The 19,658-nt window shown below is 57.3% G+C and carries 16 protein-coding genes; 8 read left to right on the top strand and 8 right to left on the bottom strand.

The features are described 5' to 3' along the window. Positions 1–271 precede the first annotated feature (271 nt). On the top strand, positions 272–3,151 hold the full coding sequence (locus VXJ35_RS20420) for a hypothetical protein (protein ID WP_064022972.1): 2,880 nt from the start codon (positions 272–274) through the stop codon (positions 3,149–3,151). A gap of 58 nt (positions 3,152–3,209) precedes the next feature. Beyond that, entirely contained in the window at positions 3,210–5,726 is a 2,517-nt protein-coding gene (locus VXJ35_RS20415; protein ID WP_064022971.1) for a hypothetical protein, read from the top strand. Positions 5,727–5,940: 214 nt separating this feature from the next. Here VXJ35_RS20415 and VXJ35_RS20410 read toward each other — a convergent pair whose 3' ends face one another. From VXJ35_RS20410 to VXJ35_RS20395, 4 genes are all read right to left on the bottom strand, one after another. Further along, entirely contained in the window at positions 5,941–6,717 is a 777-nt protein-coding gene (locus tag VXJ35_RS20410) for an N-acetylmuramidase domain-containing protein (RefSeq protein WP_064022970.1), read from the bottom strand. Between the two features lie 333 nt (positions 6,718–7,050). Then, positions 7,051–7,341 carry a SelT/SelW/SelH family protein gene (locus tag VXJ35_RS20405; protein WP_064022969.1) on the bottom strand — a complete coding sequence of 97 codons (291 nt, stop codon included), beginning with the start codon at positions 7,339–7,341 and terminating at the stop codon, positions 7,051–7,053. Positions 7,342–7,347: 6 nt separating this feature from the next. Further along, complete coding sequence (mpl, locus tag VXJ35_RS20400; RefSeq protein WP_064023621.1) at positions 7,348–8,697, bottom strand: UDP-N-acetylmuramate:L-alanyl-gamma-D-glutamyl-meso-diaminopimelate ligase; 1,350 nt, start codon at positions 8,695–8,697, stop codon at positions 7,348–7,350. Positions 8,698–8,711: 14 nt separating this feature from the next. Beyond that, the gene (locus tag VXJ35_RS20395) at positions 8,712–9,221 is read right to left on the bottom strand and encodes an ankyrin repeat domain-containing protein (protein WP_064022968.1); all 510 of its coding nucleotides are present in this window, start codon (positions 9,219–9,221) and stop codon (positions 8,712–8,714) included. 67 nt (positions 9,222–9,288) lie between these two features. Between VXJ35_RS20395 and apaG the strand changes: the two genes are divergently transcribed. The 3 genes from apaG to VXJ35_RS20380 all read left to right on the top strand — a co-directional run bounded on the left by apaG (position 9,289) and on the right by VXJ35_RS20380 (position 10,878). Continuing rightward, complete coding sequence (gene apaG, locus VXJ35_RS20390; protein ID WP_064022967.1) at positions 9,289–9,666, top strand: Co2+/Mg2+ efflux protein ApaG; 378 nt, start codon at positions 9,289–9,291, stop codon at positions 9,664–9,666. Further along, positions 9,666–10,493: a symmetrical bis(5'-nucleosyl)-tetraphosphatase gene (locus tag VXJ35_RS20385; protein ID WP_064022966.1), complete on the top strand. Its 828-nt coding sequence runs from the start codon at positions 9,666–9,668 to the stop codon at positions 10,491–10,493. Before apaG ends, VXJ35_RS20385 begins: the two co-directional genes overlap by 1 nt. Positions 10,494–10,560: 67 nt before the next feature. Further along, a complete protein-coding gene (locus VXJ35_RS20380) occupies positions 10,561–10,878 on the top strand; it encodes a hypothetical protein (RefSeq protein WP_064022965.1) in 318 nt (105 codons plus the stop codon). A gap of 54 nt (positions 10,879–10,932) precedes the next feature. On the opposite strand, the gene speD is transcribed toward VXJ35_RS20380, so the two are convergent. Both speD and VXJ35_RS20370 read right to left on the bottom strand, forming a co-directional pair. Continuing rightward, the gene (speD, locus tag VXJ35_RS20375; protein WP_064022964.1) at positions 10,933–11,712 is read right to left on the bottom strand and encodes an adenosylmethionine decarboxylase; all 780 of its coding nucleotides are present in this window, start codon (positions 11,710–11,712) and stop codon (positions 10,933–10,935) included. 4 nt (positions 11,713–11,716) lie between these two features. Continuing rightward, positions 11,717–12,136, bottom strand: coding sequence for an OsmC family protein (locus VXJ35_RS20370; protein WP_054760985.1), 420 nt, complete (start codon positions 12,134–12,136; stop codon positions 11,717–11,719). A gap of 128 nt (positions 12,137–12,264) precedes the next feature. Here VXJ35_RS20370 and crp point away from each other — a divergent pair, with 128 nt between their 5' ends. Next, on the top strand, positions 12,265–12,918 hold the full coding sequence (crp, locus tag VXJ35_RS20365; protein ID WP_054760982.1) for a cAMP-activated global transcriptional regulator CRP: 654 nt from the start codon (positions 12,265–12,267) through the stop codon (positions 12,916–12,918). Positions 12,919–13,119: 201 nt separating this feature from the next. Here crp and VXJ35_RS20360 read toward each other — a convergent pair whose 3' ends face one another. Continuing rightward, entirely contained in the window at positions 13,120–14,217 is a 1,098-nt protein-coding gene (locus VXJ35_RS20360; RefSeq protein ID WP_064020044.1) for an IS5 family transposase, read from the bottom strand. A gap of 327 nt (positions 14,218–14,544) precedes the next feature. Between VXJ35_RS20360 and VXJ35_RS20355 the strand changes: the two genes are divergently transcribed. Then, complete coding sequence (locus VXJ35_RS20355) at positions 14,545–17,436, top strand: EAL domain-containing protein (protein WP_082881020.1); 2,892 nt, start codon at positions 14,545–14,547, stop codon at positions 17,434–17,436. A gap of 15 nt (positions 17,437–17,451) precedes the next feature. On the opposite strand, the gene VXJ35_RS20350 is transcribed toward VXJ35_RS20355, so the two are convergent. After that, positions 17,452–18,237 (bottom strand): dienelactone hydrolase family protein, encoded by a 786-nt coding sequence (locus tag VXJ35_RS20350; RefSeq protein ID WP_064022963.1) that lies wholly within the window; start codon positions 18,235–18,237, stop codon positions 17,452–17,454. A gap of 120 nt (positions 18,238–18,357) precedes the next feature. On the opposite strand from VXJ35_RS20350, the gene VXJ35_RS20345 reads away from it, so the two are divergent. Further along, positions 18,358–19,557, top strand: a complete 1,200-nt coding sequence (locus VXJ35_RS20345) for an MFS transporter (RefSeq protein WP_064022962.1) — start codon at positions 18,358–18,360, stop codon at positions 19,555–19,557. Positions 19,558–19,658: the final 101 nt, after the last annotated feature.

Below are 19,658 nucleotides of genomic sequence, written 5' to 3'. Positions count from 1 at the left end.
CGACAGGCCCTGATCGGCCTGAAAATAGACGATATATCGTGAATTGAGCGACATATCGTCGCCGCTTCCGCTCGCCGGCTCATTGCCGCCAACCTGAAATGCCTTAAACACCAAGACCAAAACAACATTAAAACAATCGCTTGCAGGTCATCGACAGCAAGCACCCGGCAATTGGCACAAGAAATGACAAGTAAACGCCAACCATCGGACATCGGTTAGCGACAAACCGCCTCCGAGACAACACTTTTATCGTTTACTCTGGAGCAGCAGCATGTACCGCCCATATTTCAAAGCTCACCCATTAGCGCTGGCGTTGGCCGGCATCCTATCCAACGGCCTTTTGACCTCACCCACCCGTGCCTACGAGCTGGTTTGGGACGGCAGCGGCGACAACGACAGTTGGTTTTACTCGAACAACGACTTCCTTCATTCCAATACCAACTGGCTCAATAACGACCCGTTATTACTGCCGAACGCTGGCGATACCTTGGTTTTCAAAGGCAAGACCCGGTTGACGCCGCTTAACGACGGCCCGGAAGGCCTAGCCATCAATGGCATGACCTTTGCGGCCGACGCCATGGCGTTTACTCTAAACGGCAATCGCATCATCAGCACGGGCAATATCGTCAACGCCAGCCGCAATCTGCAAACCATCAATATGCCGATCACCATCGGCGCCGATCAGGTCTGGGATGGCGGCAATATACCCGGCGGCTCTTTGCAAGTGAATCAGTTCGCCGGTTTGGGCGACCATTCCCTGACCTTGTTACGCCACGCCAGGGTTTCCGCTGGCAATAACCCATTGATTCTCGGCGAAACCGGAGAAGCACAATTGCTGGTGAACGACGGGAGTAAGCTGGACAGTGTCTCGGCCGACATCGGCGCCGGCAGGGGAAGTGCGGGGGTAATGACCGTCCACGGCTGGGGATCGAAATGGACCAATAGCGGGAACATGAACATAGGCACGCACGGCAGAGCCATCCTGAATATCTTCGATCACGGCTCGGTGATCAGTAAGACGGCGTCTATCGGCAACGGTGCCCAAGTGACTATCAATGGCCTGGGATCGAGTTGGACCAATAGCGAATATCTCACGGTGGGCTCTCGAGGTGAAGCCACGCTGAGCGTGACCAATGGCGGTGCGTTGAACTCCGGCCTAGGCACCATAGGTGGCGGTAACTCCATGCATCCCAGCTTAGTCACCATCGACGGCGCCGGATCGCGGTGGACGAATCAGAGCCTGTCTATTGGAGCGCCTGGACAAGGCAGTTTGAAAATCGCTAACGGCGGGGCCGTGATTAGCGCCGAGAGTATCATCGGCGATCAAGGCTCGGGCGAATTGAATATCGTCAAGGGCGGAAGCATGGAAAGTGCTTTAACCATTATCGGCAATCGGTACATCGGCAGGGTGTTAATCGAGGACTCCGGCTCCCTGCTGAGCACGCGCGATTTGTCGGTTGGATACCTGTCCGACGGTAGAGGCGAATTACTCGTCCGCCATGGCGGCACCGTCAGTAGCCAGTTCGGTTACGTCGGCGCCAGCTCGCGAAGTATCGGCCGGGTCAGTGTGCTGGGTTCTGGCTCCCAATGGCTTAACAAAAACGAGCTGTTTGTCGGCGATCAGGGTAAAGGCAGCTTAGTCGTCGATAGCGGCGGCAGCGTGAAAAGCGACAGAGCAACTATTGGCAACGCTAGTGGCGGTGCGGGCGAAGCAAGCATCAACGGCCAAGGGTCGACATGGACTGTCCGGGATAGCCTAACGGTAGGCAATCAAGGCACCGGCACGCTGAATGTGGAAAATGGCGGAAAAGTGGAGAGCGCCAGCGCGGTCATCGGCAATGCCCTCGGCGGCTTGGGCACGGTGATGGTCAACGGCGACGGCTCGCAATGGCGGAACCAAGGCGATCTGTTGATCGGCCGGGGTGGAAAGGGGCTGCTCAATATCGAAAACCAGGGCCTGGTTTCGGTTGGCGGACGCTTACGCATTTTAAGCACCGGCCTCGTGAATCTGAACGGCGGCACGCTAAAAGTCGTCAATCAAGACGATGTTCGCCCTGCGCCGGGCGGGCGGTTTAACTGGCTCGCCGGCACCTTGAGCATCACCGGTGCCGACGGCGTGACCTTGGGCCACAGTGAGATTTTTGGCCCGTTCACCACCCTGACCAGCGGTAAAACCTTGGCGGTGACCAACAGCCTGAACGTCAACAGCGGCAGTCTATTATGGCTAAACGGCGGCTCACTAAAGGCCGGCACGCTGGCAGTGAACGGCGGACAAATGGTCTTCCATAACGGTAGCCATCTGGATATGAACGACATCGGCACCTTGTCCGGTTACGGCACGCTGACAACGACCGTGAGCGGCGGCACGGCGGCCAACACCATCCGCGCCAATAACGGCAAACTGGTGCTGGGCAACGTCAATTCCACTCAAGGTTTCGAATTTGGCGGCAAGCTCGATGTCGGCTCAAATCAAGTGACGTTGCTGGATAAAGATAAAGCCCAGTTGGGTGTCTCCACCAGTTTGGGCAAGGGCGGCGAACTGGGCAGCATCAACGGCATCGATTTGGGCGACGGCGAAACGCTGGATTACACGGGTAGCGCCAGCATTTTGGGTGACTTCACCAACAACGGCCTGGTGACTGGATCGAGGGGCAGGTTGACTTTCCTGAACGATGTGAATGGCGCCGGTGGGTTTGGCGGCAACGTTGTTTTTCGCGGCAACTACAATCCCGGCAACAGTCCGGCCGCCATCGACTTCCACGGCGGCAGTACCCGCTTTGGTGCCAGCTCGGTGCTGACGATGGAAATCTTTGGCAACAGCCCCGGCAGCGAATACGACCAGTTGTTGAACATCGGCCATTTTGATTTTAACGGCACCCTGGCGCTGGTGTTCGGCGGTAACTTCACGCCCACGGCGGGCAGCAGTTTCAAGCTGTTCGATTTCAGCAGCTTCAGCGGCAGTTTGGACCCAAGCCACATTACCGTCGCCGGTTTTGATCGCAATTTGCTGGATTTTACTAAGCTGGCCAGCACCGGCACTTTGCAAGTCGCGGCGGTGCCTTTACCGGCGACAATCTGGCTGTTTTTATCCGGATTGATGACCACCTTGCTGGTGAGTCGTCGCAAAAACCACGGCAGCCAAGCCTTCTAAGCAGCCTGCGCATTGTTTGTTAACGCTTTAGCCAACCTACTTTTCCAGGAGAATACCCATGCAACCGTCGTCATTCAAGCGCCATCCTTTAGCCATTGCTCTCAGCAGTCTGTTATCAAGTGCAGTACTCGCGCCAACCGTTCACGCCTACGAACTGGTCTGGGACGGCAGCGGCGACAGCGACAGTTGGTTTTATGCCAACAATAATCTCCTCAACCCCAATACCAACTGGACCAACAACGACGTGGTGCCCACTGCAGGCGACAGTCTGGTCTTTGACGGCAACACCCGTTTAACGCCCGACAACGACGCGGCGCCGGGCTTTGTGGTCGGCGGGATAAGCTTTGCGCCGAGTGCCGGGGCTTTTACATTAAGCGGCAATGCCATTACCAGTGCCGGCAACATCAGCAATTTAAGTAGCAAGCTACAAACCATTAATCTGCCGATTGCCATAGGTATTGATCAAACCTGGGATGGGGGCACGGCAGGCATGGCCGTCAATGGGGCGGTAACGCTTGGCGACCATAGCCTAAGCTTGAGCAATAAAACCGCTATCAACAACAGTAATGTCGATTTCGTCGTCGGCGACAGCGGCACGGCCAATCTGGTCTTGCAATCGGGTAGCACACTACGTAATCAAACAGGCATTGTAGGCAATCAGCTCAACGGACAAGGAAGCGTCACCGTAACGGGGAGCAATTCGTTGTGGGAGAACAGCGTCGATTTAATCGTTGGAAAATCAGGTAAAGGCAGTTTGAACATCGAAAATGGCGGCAAAGTGAGCGATAGCAGCGGTCTTATTGGCTTCAATCCCAGTAGCAATGCCACTGTTACTGTTACTGGCGCAAACTCACTGTGGGCCAACAGTGGAGCCGTGGATATTGGTAATGATGGCGTCGGAACACTTATCGTGCAGGATGGTGGCCATGTAAATAGTACTTTCGGTATCTTGGGAAGCCAGAGAGGCATCGGTACAGCAACGATCGGCGGCGCCGATTCGGTGTGGACTGACGGCGGCAATTTACTCGTTGGAAATAACGGCAAAGGCAGTTTGAACATCGAAAATGGCGGTAAAGTCAGCAATGCTTCGGGATTCTTGGGGCTTTCACAATCAGGTACGGGCGTAGCTACCGTCAAGGGCACCAATTCGTTGTGGGAGAACAGCGGCGAGTTATTAGTTGGAAATAACGGCAAAGGCAGTTTGAACATCGAAAATGGCGGTAAAGTCACCGACCTTAACGGTTTGATGGGCAGCTTTGCGGGCAGCAGCGGTATCGTTACGGTTACAGGGGCTAATTCGCTGTGGGAGAATGCAGTTGATTTGCAGGTCGGTGGCATCGGTAACGATGGCCAGGGGACATTGAATATCGAAAACAATGGCGAGGTGTCAGTCGGCAACACCTTGAGTATCGGCAATCAGGGCATTTTGAACCTGAATGGCGGTACGCTCAGCGTCAAAACCCCGGACATCACTCCCAGCGCGGGTGGTCAATTCAATTGGTTGTCCGGAACCCTGAATATTACCGGCAGCAATGGCGTCAGCCTGGGCAACAACCCGATGTTAGGTGCGGTTACTTCTCTAACGGCAGGCAAAACCCTGGCAGTTGTCAATACCCTAAGCGTCAATGACGGCAACTTTCTGTTGCTGAATGGCGGCCAGGTCAAGGCCGGTACGCTGGCATTGACGGGCGGCAGTATTGCCGCCAACTCCACGACCAGTCTGAATATGAACGACATCGGTATGCTGAATGGTTACGGCACGGTTGCCGCAGCCATCTCCGGCGGCAGTGCGAAGAATGTTATTCAAACCAATGGTGGTAGTTTGGCGTTGGGTGACCTCAATTCCAATACAGGTTTCGATTTTGGTGGCAAACTGGACGTCGGCGACAACCAAGTCACTCTGCTGGACAAAGACAAAGCCAATCTGGGTGTTAGTACCAACATCGCCGATGGCGGCAAGCTCAGTACCATCAACGGCGCCGATCTGAGCAGCGGTGAAACCTTGAACTATACCGGCAACGCCAGCATTTTGGGTAACTTCACCAATAACGGTCAGGTTGGTGGCACCGGCGGCACGCTGACCTTTTTGAACGACGTCAACGGTGGCGGCGGCTTTAGCGGCGACATTGCCTTTCAGGGGGCTTATAAACCCGGCAACAGCCCGGCGGCCATCGATTTTCACGGTGGCAACGTCAGCTTTAATTCAACGACGGTGCTGACCATGGAAATCTTTGGCAACAGCCCCGGCAGCGAATACGACCAGTTGTTAAATATCGATCATCTGGATTTTAACGGCACCCTGGCGCTGGTGTTTGGCAGCAATTTCACTCCCACGGCGGGCAGCAGTTTCAACCTGTTTAATTTCAGCAGCTTCAGCGGCAGTTTCAACCCGGACCGCATCAGCGTCGCCGGCATAGATCGCAAGCTACTCGACTTTTCCAACTTGGCCGTCAACGGCAGTCTGCGGGTCGCCGCCGTGCCGCTGCCGACTACGGCTTGGCTGTTCCTGGGCGGTTTGCTGGGCATACTGGCCAAGTCGCGCCGCAACATCCTCCATCGGGCGGAGCTATCGTAAAAGTCGAAATGTTGGGCAGAGGTGACACCGAAAAATTGAACAGCTGGTTAAGTGAAAAATCCTGCTACTTTTCGCGTAGAGCGGCCATGGCGGTAAGTCGCAATCGGCAGGGTCGTAGGTTTTTGCAAATCCGGGCCGACTGCGACCAAAGAACAGGGATGCTGCTCGATCTACAGCAATTCGGTTGGTCTACATTGCTGTTGCGCGGATGCGCCTAGTCAGACTTAAACGCCTCGCCAAGCAGCGTGCTTTCCGTGTCGGTGTCCAGTTCCCCGGTTTCGGGCAGGCCGGCTTTTTCTTGAAACGCAATAATTGCCGAGCGGGTGCGCTTGCCGGTTACGCCGTCGATAGTGCCGGGGTCGAAACCGAGATATAGCAGCGCCGCTTGTGCCGTGCGCAAGCTTAAGTCCGGCAGCATCACCCGGTAACGAGCGTGGGCGGCGGCCAGGCGGGTGTCGTATTGGTTTTTTTCGAAGCTCGGGCCGTTATAGCCACGGGCAAACGCGTCCCATTTGCCCTTTTGCATGGCGCCGGCCAGTCCGTTGGCTTTGATAAAATTGGCCATCGCCAGCAGTTGTGCGTTCTCGTCTTCAACGAATGCGGCCACCATGTCTGCCACATTGGCAAACCCGGCGTCCGCGAAGTTAAAACCCATCACCTGCCCGATACCCCAGGACGCGCTTTTCAGCGCCGCGGCCTGGTCCAGGCCGATTGCCGTGTTCAGGCGGTCGTATTCCGCCTCTCCGCCGATGTAGCCGCCGGCCTTGCTGTTGCTGATGTCCGGAGCGCTGCCGTCGAAGCGGCCGCCGGTTTGGTTGTGGAAAATGTGGCGTTCGAACAGTATCTGCGGGCGGCGATCTTTTAAAAAACCGAAGCCGCGCGTTTCCACGCTAAGCACCGCCCACACTTCGGGCTGGGCGACGCCTAATGTGCTGCATACCTGTTCGATACCGGCGCCGCTTAACGGGCGGCCTTGACCTTGAAAACTCATGCTGTACCCCCTTTGATTGAATTGATAGTGCCAGGCTGCAGAAAACCCGCCAACAATTTGACTAGCCGATCCGATGCACTCCCCATGTTGCCGCTTTGCCCAGCACCGGTTTGCCCTGCCGGGCTAAATGGCACTGGGTTCCGGCAGAGCCAGGTTTATGAAGCGGCAGGCGAATTAACCGCCCGGGTTAGGGCCGGTAATTGGTCCGGTAGCTCGGCCTTGCCCGGTGGCAGGGATGAGTATATGCCCGATCCGGGCCGCCAACAGTTGCAGCGGGGGCTCGGATTGTGCTACCGGGTAAGAGCGGGCTGTTTCATTGTCCGCGCTGCCGGCTTAAGGCTGCGGCGACGGTTTACGGTCGATGTGTCCCAAATCCCTTTCCGGCGCGATGACGTCTCTGACCAATTGCTTCAATTCGGTGATTTCGGGGAAGCGGCCGCGTTCCTTGCGCGACCAGACCGGGACGCCGTCCGCGGTTACTTCGAAAATGCCGCCGGTGCCGGGTTGCAGGGCCAGTTCGCTTAATTCGCTATCGAAGGTGGTCAACAGTTCCTGCGCCATCCAGGCGGCGCGCAGCAGCCAACGGCATTGGGTGCAGTAGCGGATTTCGACGCGATGGCTCATAGCGCTTTACAAAAGGTCGCGCAGCCGCTGGTAGATGCCGCCGAAACTGCCGTTGCTCATCAACAAGACGTGGCACACGCCGTCGGCTTCGGCGCGGATGGTTTCGACGATGGCGTCTAGGTCGGTGCAAATTTCGATGTTGTCGGCGTATTTCAACAATTGGCTCAAATCCCAACCCAGCCCGTCCGGCTGAAAAATGATGGCGCGGTCGGCTTGGTGCAGCGATTCGGCCAGCGATTGGGTATGCACACCAAGGCGCATCGTGTTGGAGCGCGGTTCGACGATGGCCAGGATTTTTTCGTTGCCGACCTGTTTGCGCAAGCCGTCCAGCGTGGTCTGGATCGCGGTCGGATGGTGGGCGAAGTCGTCGTAAACGGTGATGCCGTTCTTTTTGACGATAACTTCCATCCGCCGCTTGACGTTTTGGAATTGGGCCAACGCCGCAATGGCGTCGGCCGGCAACACGCCGACGTGGCGGGCCGCGGCGATGGCCGAGAGGGCGTTGTAGACGTTGTGTTTGCCGGTCAGGGGCCATGCGACCGTGCCTTGCTCTTGGCCTTCGAAATGCACCGCGAAGCGGCTGCCGTCGTCGGCCAGCAATTGCGCTTGCCACGGTGCCGGCGCGTCGATGGCGGTAAGTTGTACCGGGGTCCAGCAGCCCATTTCCAGCACTTCGGCGACGTGTTTCTCGCAGTCGGGAGCGATAATCAATCCCTGGCCGGGTATGGTTCTAACCAAATGGTGGAACTGCTTTTTGATCGCGTCCAGGTTTTCGAAGATGTCGGCGTGGTCGTATTCCAGGTTGTTCAGGATTGCGGTGCGCGGCCGGTAGTGGACGAACTTGGAACGTTTGTCGAAGAAAGCGCAGTCGTATTCGTCGGCTTCGATGACGAAGAAATCCGACTCGCCCAGCCGGGCCGAGATGCCGAAATTTAAGGGTATGCCGCCGATCAGAAAACCCGGTTTGAAACCGTTGAATTCCAATATCCAGCTCAACATGCTGGTGGTGGTGGTCTTGCCGTGGGTACCGGCCACGGCCAACACCCATTTGTGCTGCAACACGTGTTCGGCCAACCATTGCGGGCCGGAGATATAGGGCAGGCCCAGATTCAACACCGCTTCGACTTCCGGATTGCCGCGCGACATCGCATTGCCGATCACGACCAGATCCGGTTTGCAATCCAGGTTTTCCGCCCGGTAGCCGTTCATCAAGCGAATACCTTGCTGTTCGAGTTGGGTGCTCATCGGCGGATAGACGTTCTGGTCGGAACCGCTGACGCTGTAGCCGAGTTCGCGGGCGATCAGGGCCAAGCCGCCCATGAAAGTGCCGCAGATGCCGAGGATGTGGATGTGCAGAGGTTTTGCTTGGGTCATTTTTTCGGTTCTTCGGATTTTGCTTCGGTTGGGGCTGGGACTACTTCCTCGGCCTTGGCTTCCTGCACTTTGGCGCCGGCCGCTTCCAGTATTTTGACGATATTGTCGCGGCCCAGTTTTTTGGCTTTGTCGAGGACCTTTACGCCTTGGGCGTCGGCGGCATTGACGTTGGCGCCAGCGGCAATCAACACGCCGACCAGATCCGGGTTGCCGAACATGACCGCATCCGTTAGCGCGGTGGCGCCGAGTTTGTCGGCCAGATTGACGTCGGCGCCGTAAGCCAGCAGGGTTTTGACGATTCTGATGTTGCCGTTGAAACTGGCCGCCATCAATGCGGTACGGTCTTGCTCGATTTTGCCGTTGGCATCCAGGCCCTGGGCCAACAACGATTCGACCCGTTCGATTTTGCCGGCGGCGGCAGCGGCGAACAGATCTTTGGCGTCTTCGGCAAACGCCGCCAAGGGCAAGGCCAACAGGGCCGCGCCCCAAAATCTGCGGATGTTCATGGGATTGCTTGCGTTTGGCTACCAGTTGGGTTGAAATAAACGAAAGTACGATTTACATGATCCATCAATGAGCGAAAAAAACAAAGTTTTAGTTGAAGCGCAACCTTACTACGTCGAGGCGCAATCTTCGCCGGAACAGAACCGTTACGTGTTCGCTTACACCGTTACGATTACCAACGTCGGCTCCACGCCGGCCAAACTTCTGACCCGGCATTGGCTTATCACCGACGCCAACGGCAAAATCCAGGAAGTGAACGGCGAAGGCGTGGTCGGCGAACATCCGCATTTGAATCCGGGCGATTCGTTCCGTTACACCAGCGCCGCGATGATCGAAACTCCGGTCGGCGTGATGCAGGGAAAATACCAGATGCAAGCCGACAGCGGCGAAAGTTTCAATGCAGCCATCCCTAAATTCACCCTGTCAATTCCCCGCACCCTGCACTGATGGCGGTTTATGCGATTGGTGATATCCAGGGCTGCTACGACGAATTCCGCAGATTACTGGACCAGATAGCCTTCGATCCGGGCCGAGACCGCTTATGGTTGGCCGGCGACCTGGTCAACCGCGGCCCCAAGTCGCTGGAAACATTGCGCTTCGTCAAGAGCTTGGGCGAGTCGGCGATCACTGTGCTGGGCAACCATGACCTGCACCTGATCGCAACCGTGGTGTCTTTAAGCAAGGCCGGCAAAAAGGACACCTTGGGTGCGGTGTTGCGAGCCGAGGATTGCGACGAGCTGATCCACTGGCTACGCCACCAGCGTTTGTTTTACCGCGACGGCGATTACTGCATGCTGCATGCCGGTCTGCCGCCGCAATGGGATCTGGCCACGACCGAGCAGATGGCGCGCGAGACCGAGCAAGCCATGCAGGGCGGCGATTACGAGCGTTTTTTCCGTTCGATGTACGGCAACAAGCCTTTGCTTTGGCGGGACGATTTGCCGAAGAACGAAAAACTGCGCTTTGCGGTCAACTGCTTTACCCGGCTACGTTATTGCACGCTCGCCGGCGAGCTGGATTTCGGCCAGAAGGGCGCGCCGGGCACACAGCCCGCGCATTTGTTGCCGTGGTTCCAGGTTCCGGGCCGGAAAAGCCGCGATTTGCGGATCATTTTCGGCCACTGGTCGACCTTGGGCTATTACGAAGGCTACAACTGTTATTCGATCGATACCGGCTGCCTGTGGGGCGGCCAATTGACCGCGTTGCGCTTGGGCGAGATGCCGCAACGCTTCAGCATCGACTGCCACCCGGTGCAGGATCCGCTGGCGTTCTGAGCGCCTTCTGCTGCGGTTTGCTTTGGCGGAATCCGCACTTTCAATCCACTCTATAGGAAATACCACGATGCAAAAAAGATGGCTGTTCGCGACATTTTTGGCGGTGCCGCTGGTGGCGTTCGCTTACACCGGCGAGAACGATTACGGCCAGCCGGTCGACCACAAGCTGGAAAGTCTGACGCAATTGCTGCAACTGACGCCGGAGCAAAAAACCAAATTGGAAGCGATTTTCAAAGAACAGCACGAAAAGTTTCGTGCCATTCACGAAGAGTCGCATAGCCGGATCAAACAGGTATTGAATCCGGAACAGATGCGGAAAATGGACGAATTGCGTAAGCAACACAAAGAGCGGATGCAGGAAGACGCGCAAAAGTCGGCCCGCTAAACGAAAACGGCCGCTACGGTAGCAAACCGTAGCGGCCGTTCTGCGTGATAGCCGTTACGAGAAATTGCGGCCGTAGAAGATTTCGGCCATCTCGTCCTGCAACATTTCCTGGATTTCCTGTTTCTCTTCGTCGCTGAAATTGCTTTCCTTTTCGAACAGGTAATTTTCCAGCTCGGTTTCCTTCAACATCATCTTGGTGTGGAAGATGTTCTCCTGATAGACGTTGACGTCGATCATTTGATACAGCTCTTTGGTGCTCTCGGCGATGTAGTTCTGGATCGAGTTGATCTTGTGGTCGATGTAGTGCTTTTGGCCGGAAATATCGCGGGTAAAGCCGCGCACCCGGTAGTCCATGATGACGATATCGGACTCGAAACTGTGGATCAGGTAATTCAGCGCTTTCAACGGCGAAATCTGGCCGCAGGTCGATACGTCGATATCGGCGCGGAACGTGCAGATATCGGTGTCCGGATGGCTTTCCGGATAGGTGTGCACGGTAATGTGGCTCTTATCCAGATGGGCCAGAATCGTGTCGGGCAACGGGCCTGGCGATTCGGAATTCATGCCGGCCGGAATCACCGCGCCTTCCGATATCAGCATCGTCACGCTGGCGCCCTGCGGATCGTAATCCTGGTGGGCGATGTTCAGAATCTGGGCGCCGATGATGTTGGCGACGTCCTTCAAGATCTGGGTCAGGCGCTTGGCGTTGTAGGCTTCGTCGATATACTCGATGTAGGCTTTTTCCTGCTCTTTCGGCGCGTAGCAGACATCGTAGATATTGAAACTCAGCGATTTGGTCAGGTTGTTAAACCCGTGTAACTGTAATTTGCTCAACCGATCAACCCTCTATAACTTCAAAATCATGACTTATTTCCACGCCCGCTCTGCCGAGCATGATCGACGCGGAACAGTATTTCTCGGCCGATAGTTTTACCGCCCGCTCCACCGCCGCCGCCGGCAGGTTCTTGCCGGTTACCTTGAAATGCAGATGGATTTTGGTGAATACCGCAGGGACGCTGTCGGCCCGTTCCGCTGTCAGTTCGGCCGTGCAATCGACGATGTCGTGGCGGCCTTTTTGCAGAATATCGATCACATCGAACGACGAACAACCGCCTACGCCCAACAACAACATTTCCATCGGCCGCACGCCGAGATTGCGGCCGCCATGGTCCGGCGGCCCGTCCATCACGACGGTGTGGCCGCTGCCGGATTCTCCGACGAACAACCGGCCGTCGACCCACTTGATCGTTGCCTGCATAATCAATCCTAACCAAAAACAAAATTGGCGCGGATTTTACAACGAACCTGTCAAATGTCTTGATTTTTTTCTAAAACTACTGCACCTTGGTAAAGTACTCAAACTAGTTCACAAAATTATTACAACTTATGAGCTTTGTTAAACAAAATAAAATATCTCCCGCCGCCCTGGATGCCTTTCTGCGTTTCTGCCACGTTAGAAGTTATCCGGCCAAAATAACCATCGTTCGCCCGGGTGACATCGGCGATAAATTGTTGTTCGTTGTCGACGGTTCGGTAAGTGTGAGCGTTGAGGACGAAGAAGGCCGCGAACTGATATTGGCGTATTTGAATAAGCACGATTTCGTCGGCGAGATCGGCGTGTTCAAAAACGCCGAAACCCGCAGCGTATCGGTAAAAACCCGGACCAAATGCCAGATGGCCGAAATCGGCTACGAGCGTTTCAAGCTGCTGTTGAACACCGACTTGCGCGACCATGCCGTGGAAATTTTGACGGTACTGGGCGAACAACTCTCGACCCGGCTGTTGATCACCAGCCGCAAATACCGCGATTTGGCATTCATGGACGTGGAAGGCCGCATTGCCCGGACGTTATTGGATTTGTGCAAGGAACCGGATGCGATTACCCATCCCGACGGCATGCAATTGCATATCACCCGCCAGGAAATCGGCCGTATCGTCGGTTGTTCGCGGGAAATGGCCGGACGGGTGTTGAAGGAGCTGGAAGACAAAGGCTTGATTACCGCGCACGGCAAAACCATCGTCGTGTTCGGCACCCGTTAACGCCCGGCCCGGCCGAAACCAACTCGGCACCTGTTAGCAGGCTGGTGAAAAACCCACCGATATTTCCCCTTACCCACGGTTTCCGTGATTTTTTCGTGTTGAAATCGGTCATGACATCGAGTTTCAACCGTTTTGCCCCTGTTTCAAGGGCTTTTTATTCGCCTGAAGCCGTCTGTGGACGGTTTTCAGGCGTACTTCACCCTAGGTGGGCGCACTCCACGCCGGTTTCGGCGTGAACACCAATAGGTTGAGCAAGCGCGTCAGGTTGTAGGCGGCGAAGCAAAACAAGGCTTGGCCAGCGACTTTGGCTAAGCCGATGTGACGGGTTTTGCGCAGGCCGCCGACCGTTTTGACCCAGCCAAAGGCTTCTTCGACGATTTTGCGGCGCTTGAGGCTTTGGGCGTAACCTTTGCCGCGCGCGGTGCGGCCATCGACGGCACTGCCGGTCTTTTTCCGGGCCACATGGGCTTTGATGTCTTGCGCCTTGAGTTTGTTGACGAACGCCGGTTGGTCATAGCCTTTGTCGGCACCGACGCTACCGCCTTTGGGCACACGGCGTTTGATCATTGTTTGCGCGGCTTCGATTTCGGCGGTGCCGGTGGCTTGAGTGGTTTCGACATCGACAATCAGGCCGTTGCGATTCTCGGACAAGGCATGGGTGATGTAACGCAGTTTGGCCTCGGTGTATTCGCCTTTCTTGTAGAGCCGCGCTTCCGGGTCTGTCGTGCTTTGGTGGGTGGCGTTGCTGCGCTTTTCGCCGCTGAAGTCGACCTCGGGATTGCGGCCGGCGGGTTTGTCCGGGCCGCTGCCGTCTTTCTTAACGAAGCTTTTGTGCGAGGCCCAGGCTTCAATGAGGCTGCCGTCGACACTGAAGTGTTCGTCGGACACCAGGTTTTGCCATTCGGCTATGGCCAGTACCCGCTCAAAAAATTCGCGACTCAGCGCTTCGGACAGCAGCCGTTCGCGGTTGGCGCTGAACACGCTGCGTTCCCAGACAGCATCGTCGATGCCCAGACCGACAAACCAGCGAAACAGCAGGTTGTAGTCCAGCTGTTCCATCAACTGGCGTTCGCTACGAACGGTGTACAGCACTTGCAACAGCAAGGCGCGCAGCAGTTTTTCGGGCGCAATCGACGGGCGGCCAGTGTGCGAGTAACGCTCGGCAAAGACGGCATTCATAGAGGTCAATACGCCATCGACGAGTAGACGTAAACGACGCAACGGATGCTGTTTGGGAATACGTTCTTCCAGGCTAACGTAGCTGAACCAGCTACTTTGAATGGCATCGTGTCCGCGCATGGAGGGCTTCTCCAATTTAGATGCGCTATTTTACTTGTTTGCTGAGGCTATGCGCCTTGATGACTGCAGCTTTGGGAGTTTTTCACCAGCCTGTTAGAGCACTTCCCGTTCCGCCGGATTCCGGCCGGCCGCAACCGAGCGGTCGAGCGGCGAGCCGGGACGCAGTTCTCGGCTCAGGTCGCGTTTTGCAGCGTCGCCACCCCCCGGCTCCGGCAAAACGCGTAAAATACCCCACAAAGTTACCCTTGATTTGGCCCGCCGCCCGCCGCGATACCTGCGGTCCGCAGCCAGCGCCCAGCCAAACCGAATTCGTCAGCGAGAGAATTCATGCCAGAAAATACTACGCCCGTTGCCGGCCAGGATTGGTTAGGCGCCAAATTCCCGAGTTTGGTCGGCGGCCGGCGCGGCGGATTGCGGCATTGCTTGTTCGCGGCGCTGTTGACCGTCCTGGCGTTACTGGTGCGGCTCGGATGGGCTCCGGCCAGCGCCGAATTGCAGCATTTGACTTTCTTTCCCGCAGTGGTGGTTGCTGCCGCGGTTGGCGGTTACCGGGCCGGCTTGCTAGCCACCGGCCTCGGCGCGCTGGCGGCAACCTATTTTTTCACGCCGCCTTATTTTGCGATTACGGCGGATAACCTGCGCTTGTCGTTTTGGGCCAATTCGGTGTTTGCGTTCGACGGCATCGTGGTTTCGTTGGCGATCGAGGCCATGCACCGCTACCGCGATCGTTACAGGGGCGAGCTGGTGCAATCCGAAGCCGCCCTGGCCGCGCTGAACGAAAGTCAAGGCCGTTTCCGCTCGCTATTCGAACAATTGCCGGACCCGGCCTGGCTGATCCGCGACGAACACTTCGTCGAAGCCAACGCCGCAGCCTTACGTGCCCTGGGCTTAAGCAGCAAACCGGAACTGTTGCACCTACACCCGGTGGATATTTCGCCGGAATTCCAGCCCGACGGTGAGGCTTCGGCGCGCAAAGCCGCCAAACAGTTCGAAATCGTGCGCCGGTCCGGTATTCACCGGTTCAACTGGACGCACAAGCGGCTGGACGGAACCCTGTTGCCGGTGGAAGTGACCTTGACTCAGATTCAGTGGGACGGTCGGCCGGCGATGTATTCAGTCTGGCGCGACATGGGCGACAGCCAACGCGCCGCCGAGAATCTGCGCCGGGCCAAACAGTTGATGGAATCGGTCATCCAGAACATTCCGGCGGTCGTGTTTCTGAAGCGGGCCGAGGATTTGCGCTTCGAATTGTTCAACCGGGCCGGCGAAGAATTGTTGGGCTATCGCGCCGAACAGGTATTGGGAAAAACCGATGCCGACCTGTTTCCGCCGCAACAGGCCGAGTTGTTTGCCGATAGCGACCGCCAGGCCTTGGCGGCAAACGAAACGTTGGATATCCCGGAGTCGTTGGTGGCGACGGCGCAGGGCGAATTGCGTTGCCTGTACGTCCGAAAAACGGCTTTGCGCGACGCGGCCGGCAATGCCACGCATCTGCTCGGCATTGCCATCGACATCACCGAGCGGAAACAGGCCGAAGAGGAGATGCGGATCGCCGCAGTCACGTTCGAGACCGACGCGGCGATCATGATCAGCGATCCCGGCGGCAATATTTTGCGGGTCAATAACGCCTTTCAGAAAATCACCGGTTACAGTGCCGAGGAAGTCGCCGGCAAGAATCCGAGCATCCTCAGTTCCGGCCGGCACGATAACGTGTTCTATAGCGAAATGTGGTCGCGGCTGCTGGAAACCGGTACCTGGGCCGGCGAGATTTGGGACCGGCGCAAAAGCGGCCAAATTTACCCGAAGTGGCTGACGATTACCGCCGTGAAGAATCCGTCCGGCGCTACCACCGGGTACGTGGCGATCTTTACCGACATTACCGAACGCAAACGCGCCGAAGCCGAGATTCGCAATCTGGCGTTCTACGATCCGTTGACCAAGCTGCCCAACCGGCGCCTGTTGCTGGACCGCTTCAACCAGGCGTTGGCCAATTCGGCCCGCAGCGGGCAATACGGCGCCGTGCTGTTCCTGGACATGGATAAATTCAAAGTGTTGAACGATACCTTGGGCCACGATTACGGCGACTTGATGTTGATCGAGGTCGCCAAACGCATCGGTTTTGTTGTGCGCGGCAGCGACGTCGTGGCCCGGTTGGGAGGCGACGAGTTCGTGGTATTGATCGAAGAGTTGGGCGAAGACCCGTTGCAGGCGTCGAACAAGCTGATTGCGGTCGCCGAAAAAATCCGGGCGGCGCTAGCGGTGGCTTACCACATCGAGAACCATGTTTACCACAGCTCGCCGAGCATCGGTGTATCGCTGTTTTGCGGCGACGGCTTGTCGACCGGCGACATTCTGAAGCGGGCCGATATCGCGATGTACCAAGCCAAAAACTCCGGGCGCAATACGGTGCGGTTTTACGACCCGGAAATGCAGCAGGCGGTGGAAACCCGCGCCGCATTGGAGGCCGATCTGCGCCAGGCGCTGGCCGCAGGCCAATTGCACTTGTATTACCAAATCCAGATCGACAGTAACGGCAAGCCCTTAGGCGCCGAAGCGCTGATCCGCTGGTTGCACCCGCAACGCGGCATGGTCTCGCCGGCCCAATTCATTCCGGTGGCGGAAGAGAGTTCGCTGATTTTGGAGATCGGCGCCTGGGTGCTGGACACGGCATGCCGGCAATTGGCGGCATGGCAGCAGCAGGAAGCGACCCGCGGTCTGCTGTTGGCGATCAATGTCAGCGCCCACCAGTTTCGCCAACCGGACTTTGTCGATGCGGTCAGCACGGCGATTTCGGCTCATAACATCAATGTCGACCGCTTGAAACTGGAGCTGACCGAAAGCGTCATCGTCGACGACGTCGGCGAAGTCGTCGCCAAAATGCACCGGCTCAAAGCGTTGGGCGTGCGCTTGTCGCTGGACGATTTCGGCACCGGTTATTCGTCGTTGTCGTATTTGAAGCAGATGCCGCTAGACCAATTGAAAATCGACCAAACTTTTGTCCGCGATGTCGTATCCGACCCGAACGACGCCGTGCTGGTCAAAACCATCATCGATATGGCCAACAATTTTCGCTTCAACGTGATCGCCGAAGGCGTGGAAACCGCCGCGCAGCATGCGTTTTTGAAAGACAACCGCTGCGCGGCGTTTCAAGGCTATTTGTTCGGCAAACCGCTGCCGATTGCCGAATTCAAAATCCTGCTCGATTCGCTGCCGGCTTAAGTCAGCAGCGGAGCCTTATTTGCGGAAAACCTGCCGAAACAACTCTTGCATCGCCGCCCAGGATTGGCGGTCGGCATCGGCGTCGTAAGCGATAGGCAGGTTATTGGCCTTGCCCAGCCGGTCAGCATCCGGGTTGGTGAAGCCGTGGCGGACGCCGGGATAATTGACGAAGCGGTAGTCGGCGCCGGCTTTGGCCATTTCGGTTTCGAACGCGGCAATGCTGTCGCCCGTGACGAACTCGTCCGCCGCGCCGTTCAGCACCAGAATTTTGGCTTTGACTTTGCCGGCTTGGGCCGGGGTTTTGCTGACCAGATTGCCGTGGAAGCTGACCACGGCGGCCAAGTCGGCACCTTGTCTGGCCATGTTCAATACCGTGGCGCCGCCGAAGCAATAGCCGATTGCGGCGATTTTGCCCGGATCAACGCTCGGCTGCCGCTTCAGGAATGCCTCGGCGGCGGCAAAACGCTGTTCGGAAACGCCGGCCCGCTCGACGACGCTGGTCATGAACGCCGAGGCTTCGGCCGCGTGTTCGCTGAATTTGCCGTCGCCGTACATGTCCACGGCCAGTGCGGTATAGCCCAGTTCCGCCAGCATTTTCGCGCGCTGCTTGGCGTAGTCGTTTAATCCCCACCATTCGTGCACGACCAGCACGCCGGGTTGTTTCTCGCCCTTGGCGTCGTCCCAAGCCAGATAGCCCTTGAATGTGGTGCCGCCGGCCTGGTAGCTGACGCTCTGTTCGTGCAGCGCGGCCTGCAGCCCGGAACTGAAAAACAAAGCCAAAAACAATAAGCGGGATATCATGTAACTCTCCTGTTAGCGTAAAAACGCTTACGGTTACACCGCTAACGGATAATGTCAATCGGCTGGCGGAGGTTGCCGCCGCCGCGGTTCGGCTCCGAGCAAAGGTAATGAGGCGATGCTATGAAACAAAGCGGCTCGCGCCCGGTGTGGCGGCAAATTCCCGGCAGCGTTTGGGCTTTGGGTTGCGTCAGCATGTTGATGGATATTTCGTCGGAGATGATCCACAGCCTGTTGCCGTTGTTCATGGCGACGGTATTGCACGCCAGCAGCCTCAGTATCGGCTTGATCGAAGGGGCGGCCGAAGCTACCGCACTGATCGTCAAGGTATTTTCCGGCACGCTCAGCGATTATCTGGGCAAGCGCAAGAGCTTGGCCTTGCTGGGCTACAGCCTAGGCGCGCTGACCAAGCCGTTGTTCGCTGTGGCTGCCAGCGTCGATATGGTGTTGAGCGCGCGCTTGTTGGATCGGGTCGGCAAGGGTATGCGCGGCGCACCGCGCGATGCGTTGGTGGCCGACGTGACGCCGGTCGAAATACGCGGCGCGGCTTTCGGATTGCGGCAGTCGTTGGATACGGTTGGCTCGTTCCTGGGGCCGCTGCTGGCGGTCGGTTTGATGCTGGCCTGGGCCAACGATTTCCGGGCGGTGTTCTGGGTGGCGGTGATCCCCGCCGCACTTTCGGTGGCGATGCTGTTTTTCGGCGTCCAAGAACCGGCCAACCTGGCGCGAGCCAAACGCGGCAATCCGATCCGCCGCCGCAATTTGCAGCGCCTGGGCCGGGAATACTGGTGGGTGGTGATGGTTGGCGCCGTATTTACTCTGGCCCGCTTCAGCGAAGCGTTTTTGGTGTTGCGGGCGCAGCAGGGCGGCATCGGTATCGCTTGGGTGCCGCTGGTTATGGTGGCAATGAATATTGTCTATTCGGCGACCGCATACCCGTTCGGGCGGCTGTCCGACCGGATGCCGCACCGGACCTTGCTGGCCTGGGGCTTGCTGGTGCTGGTCGGCGCCGATTTGATTTTGGCTGCCAGCGCGCGCTGGGAGGCGATGCTGGCCGGCGTCGGTCTGTGGGGGCTGCATATGGGGATGACGCAGGGTTTGCTGGCGAAAATGGTGGCCGATACCGCACCGGACGATTTGCGCGGTACCGGGTTCGGCTTTTTTAATTTGGTCAGTGGGGTAGCAATGCTGCTGGCCAGCGTGCTGGCCGGGCTGTTGTGGGACCGGGCCGGCGCAGCGGCGACATTTCATGCCGGGGCCGGCTTTTGCCTGTTGGCGCTGGCATTGTTGCTGGTGCGGCGCATGGGTGGGCGCGAGCGTTAAAGTGGCGTGGCGGCGCTGTAAATAGGAAAACCCTGAAATGTTTTGCAAAACAGGAGTGGTCTTGTAAGTTAATGCCTACAGGTTTTGCCAAGAAGCGATCT

The organism is Methylomonas sp. DH-1, from assembly GCF_046097555.1.
GTDB lineage: Bacteria > Pseudomonadota > Gammaproteobacteria > Methylococcales > Methylomonadaceae > Methylomonas > Methylomonas koyamae.
The sequence above is the reverse complement of the archived record's forward strand: the minus strand, read 5'-3'. Positions and strand labels throughout refer to the sequence as shown.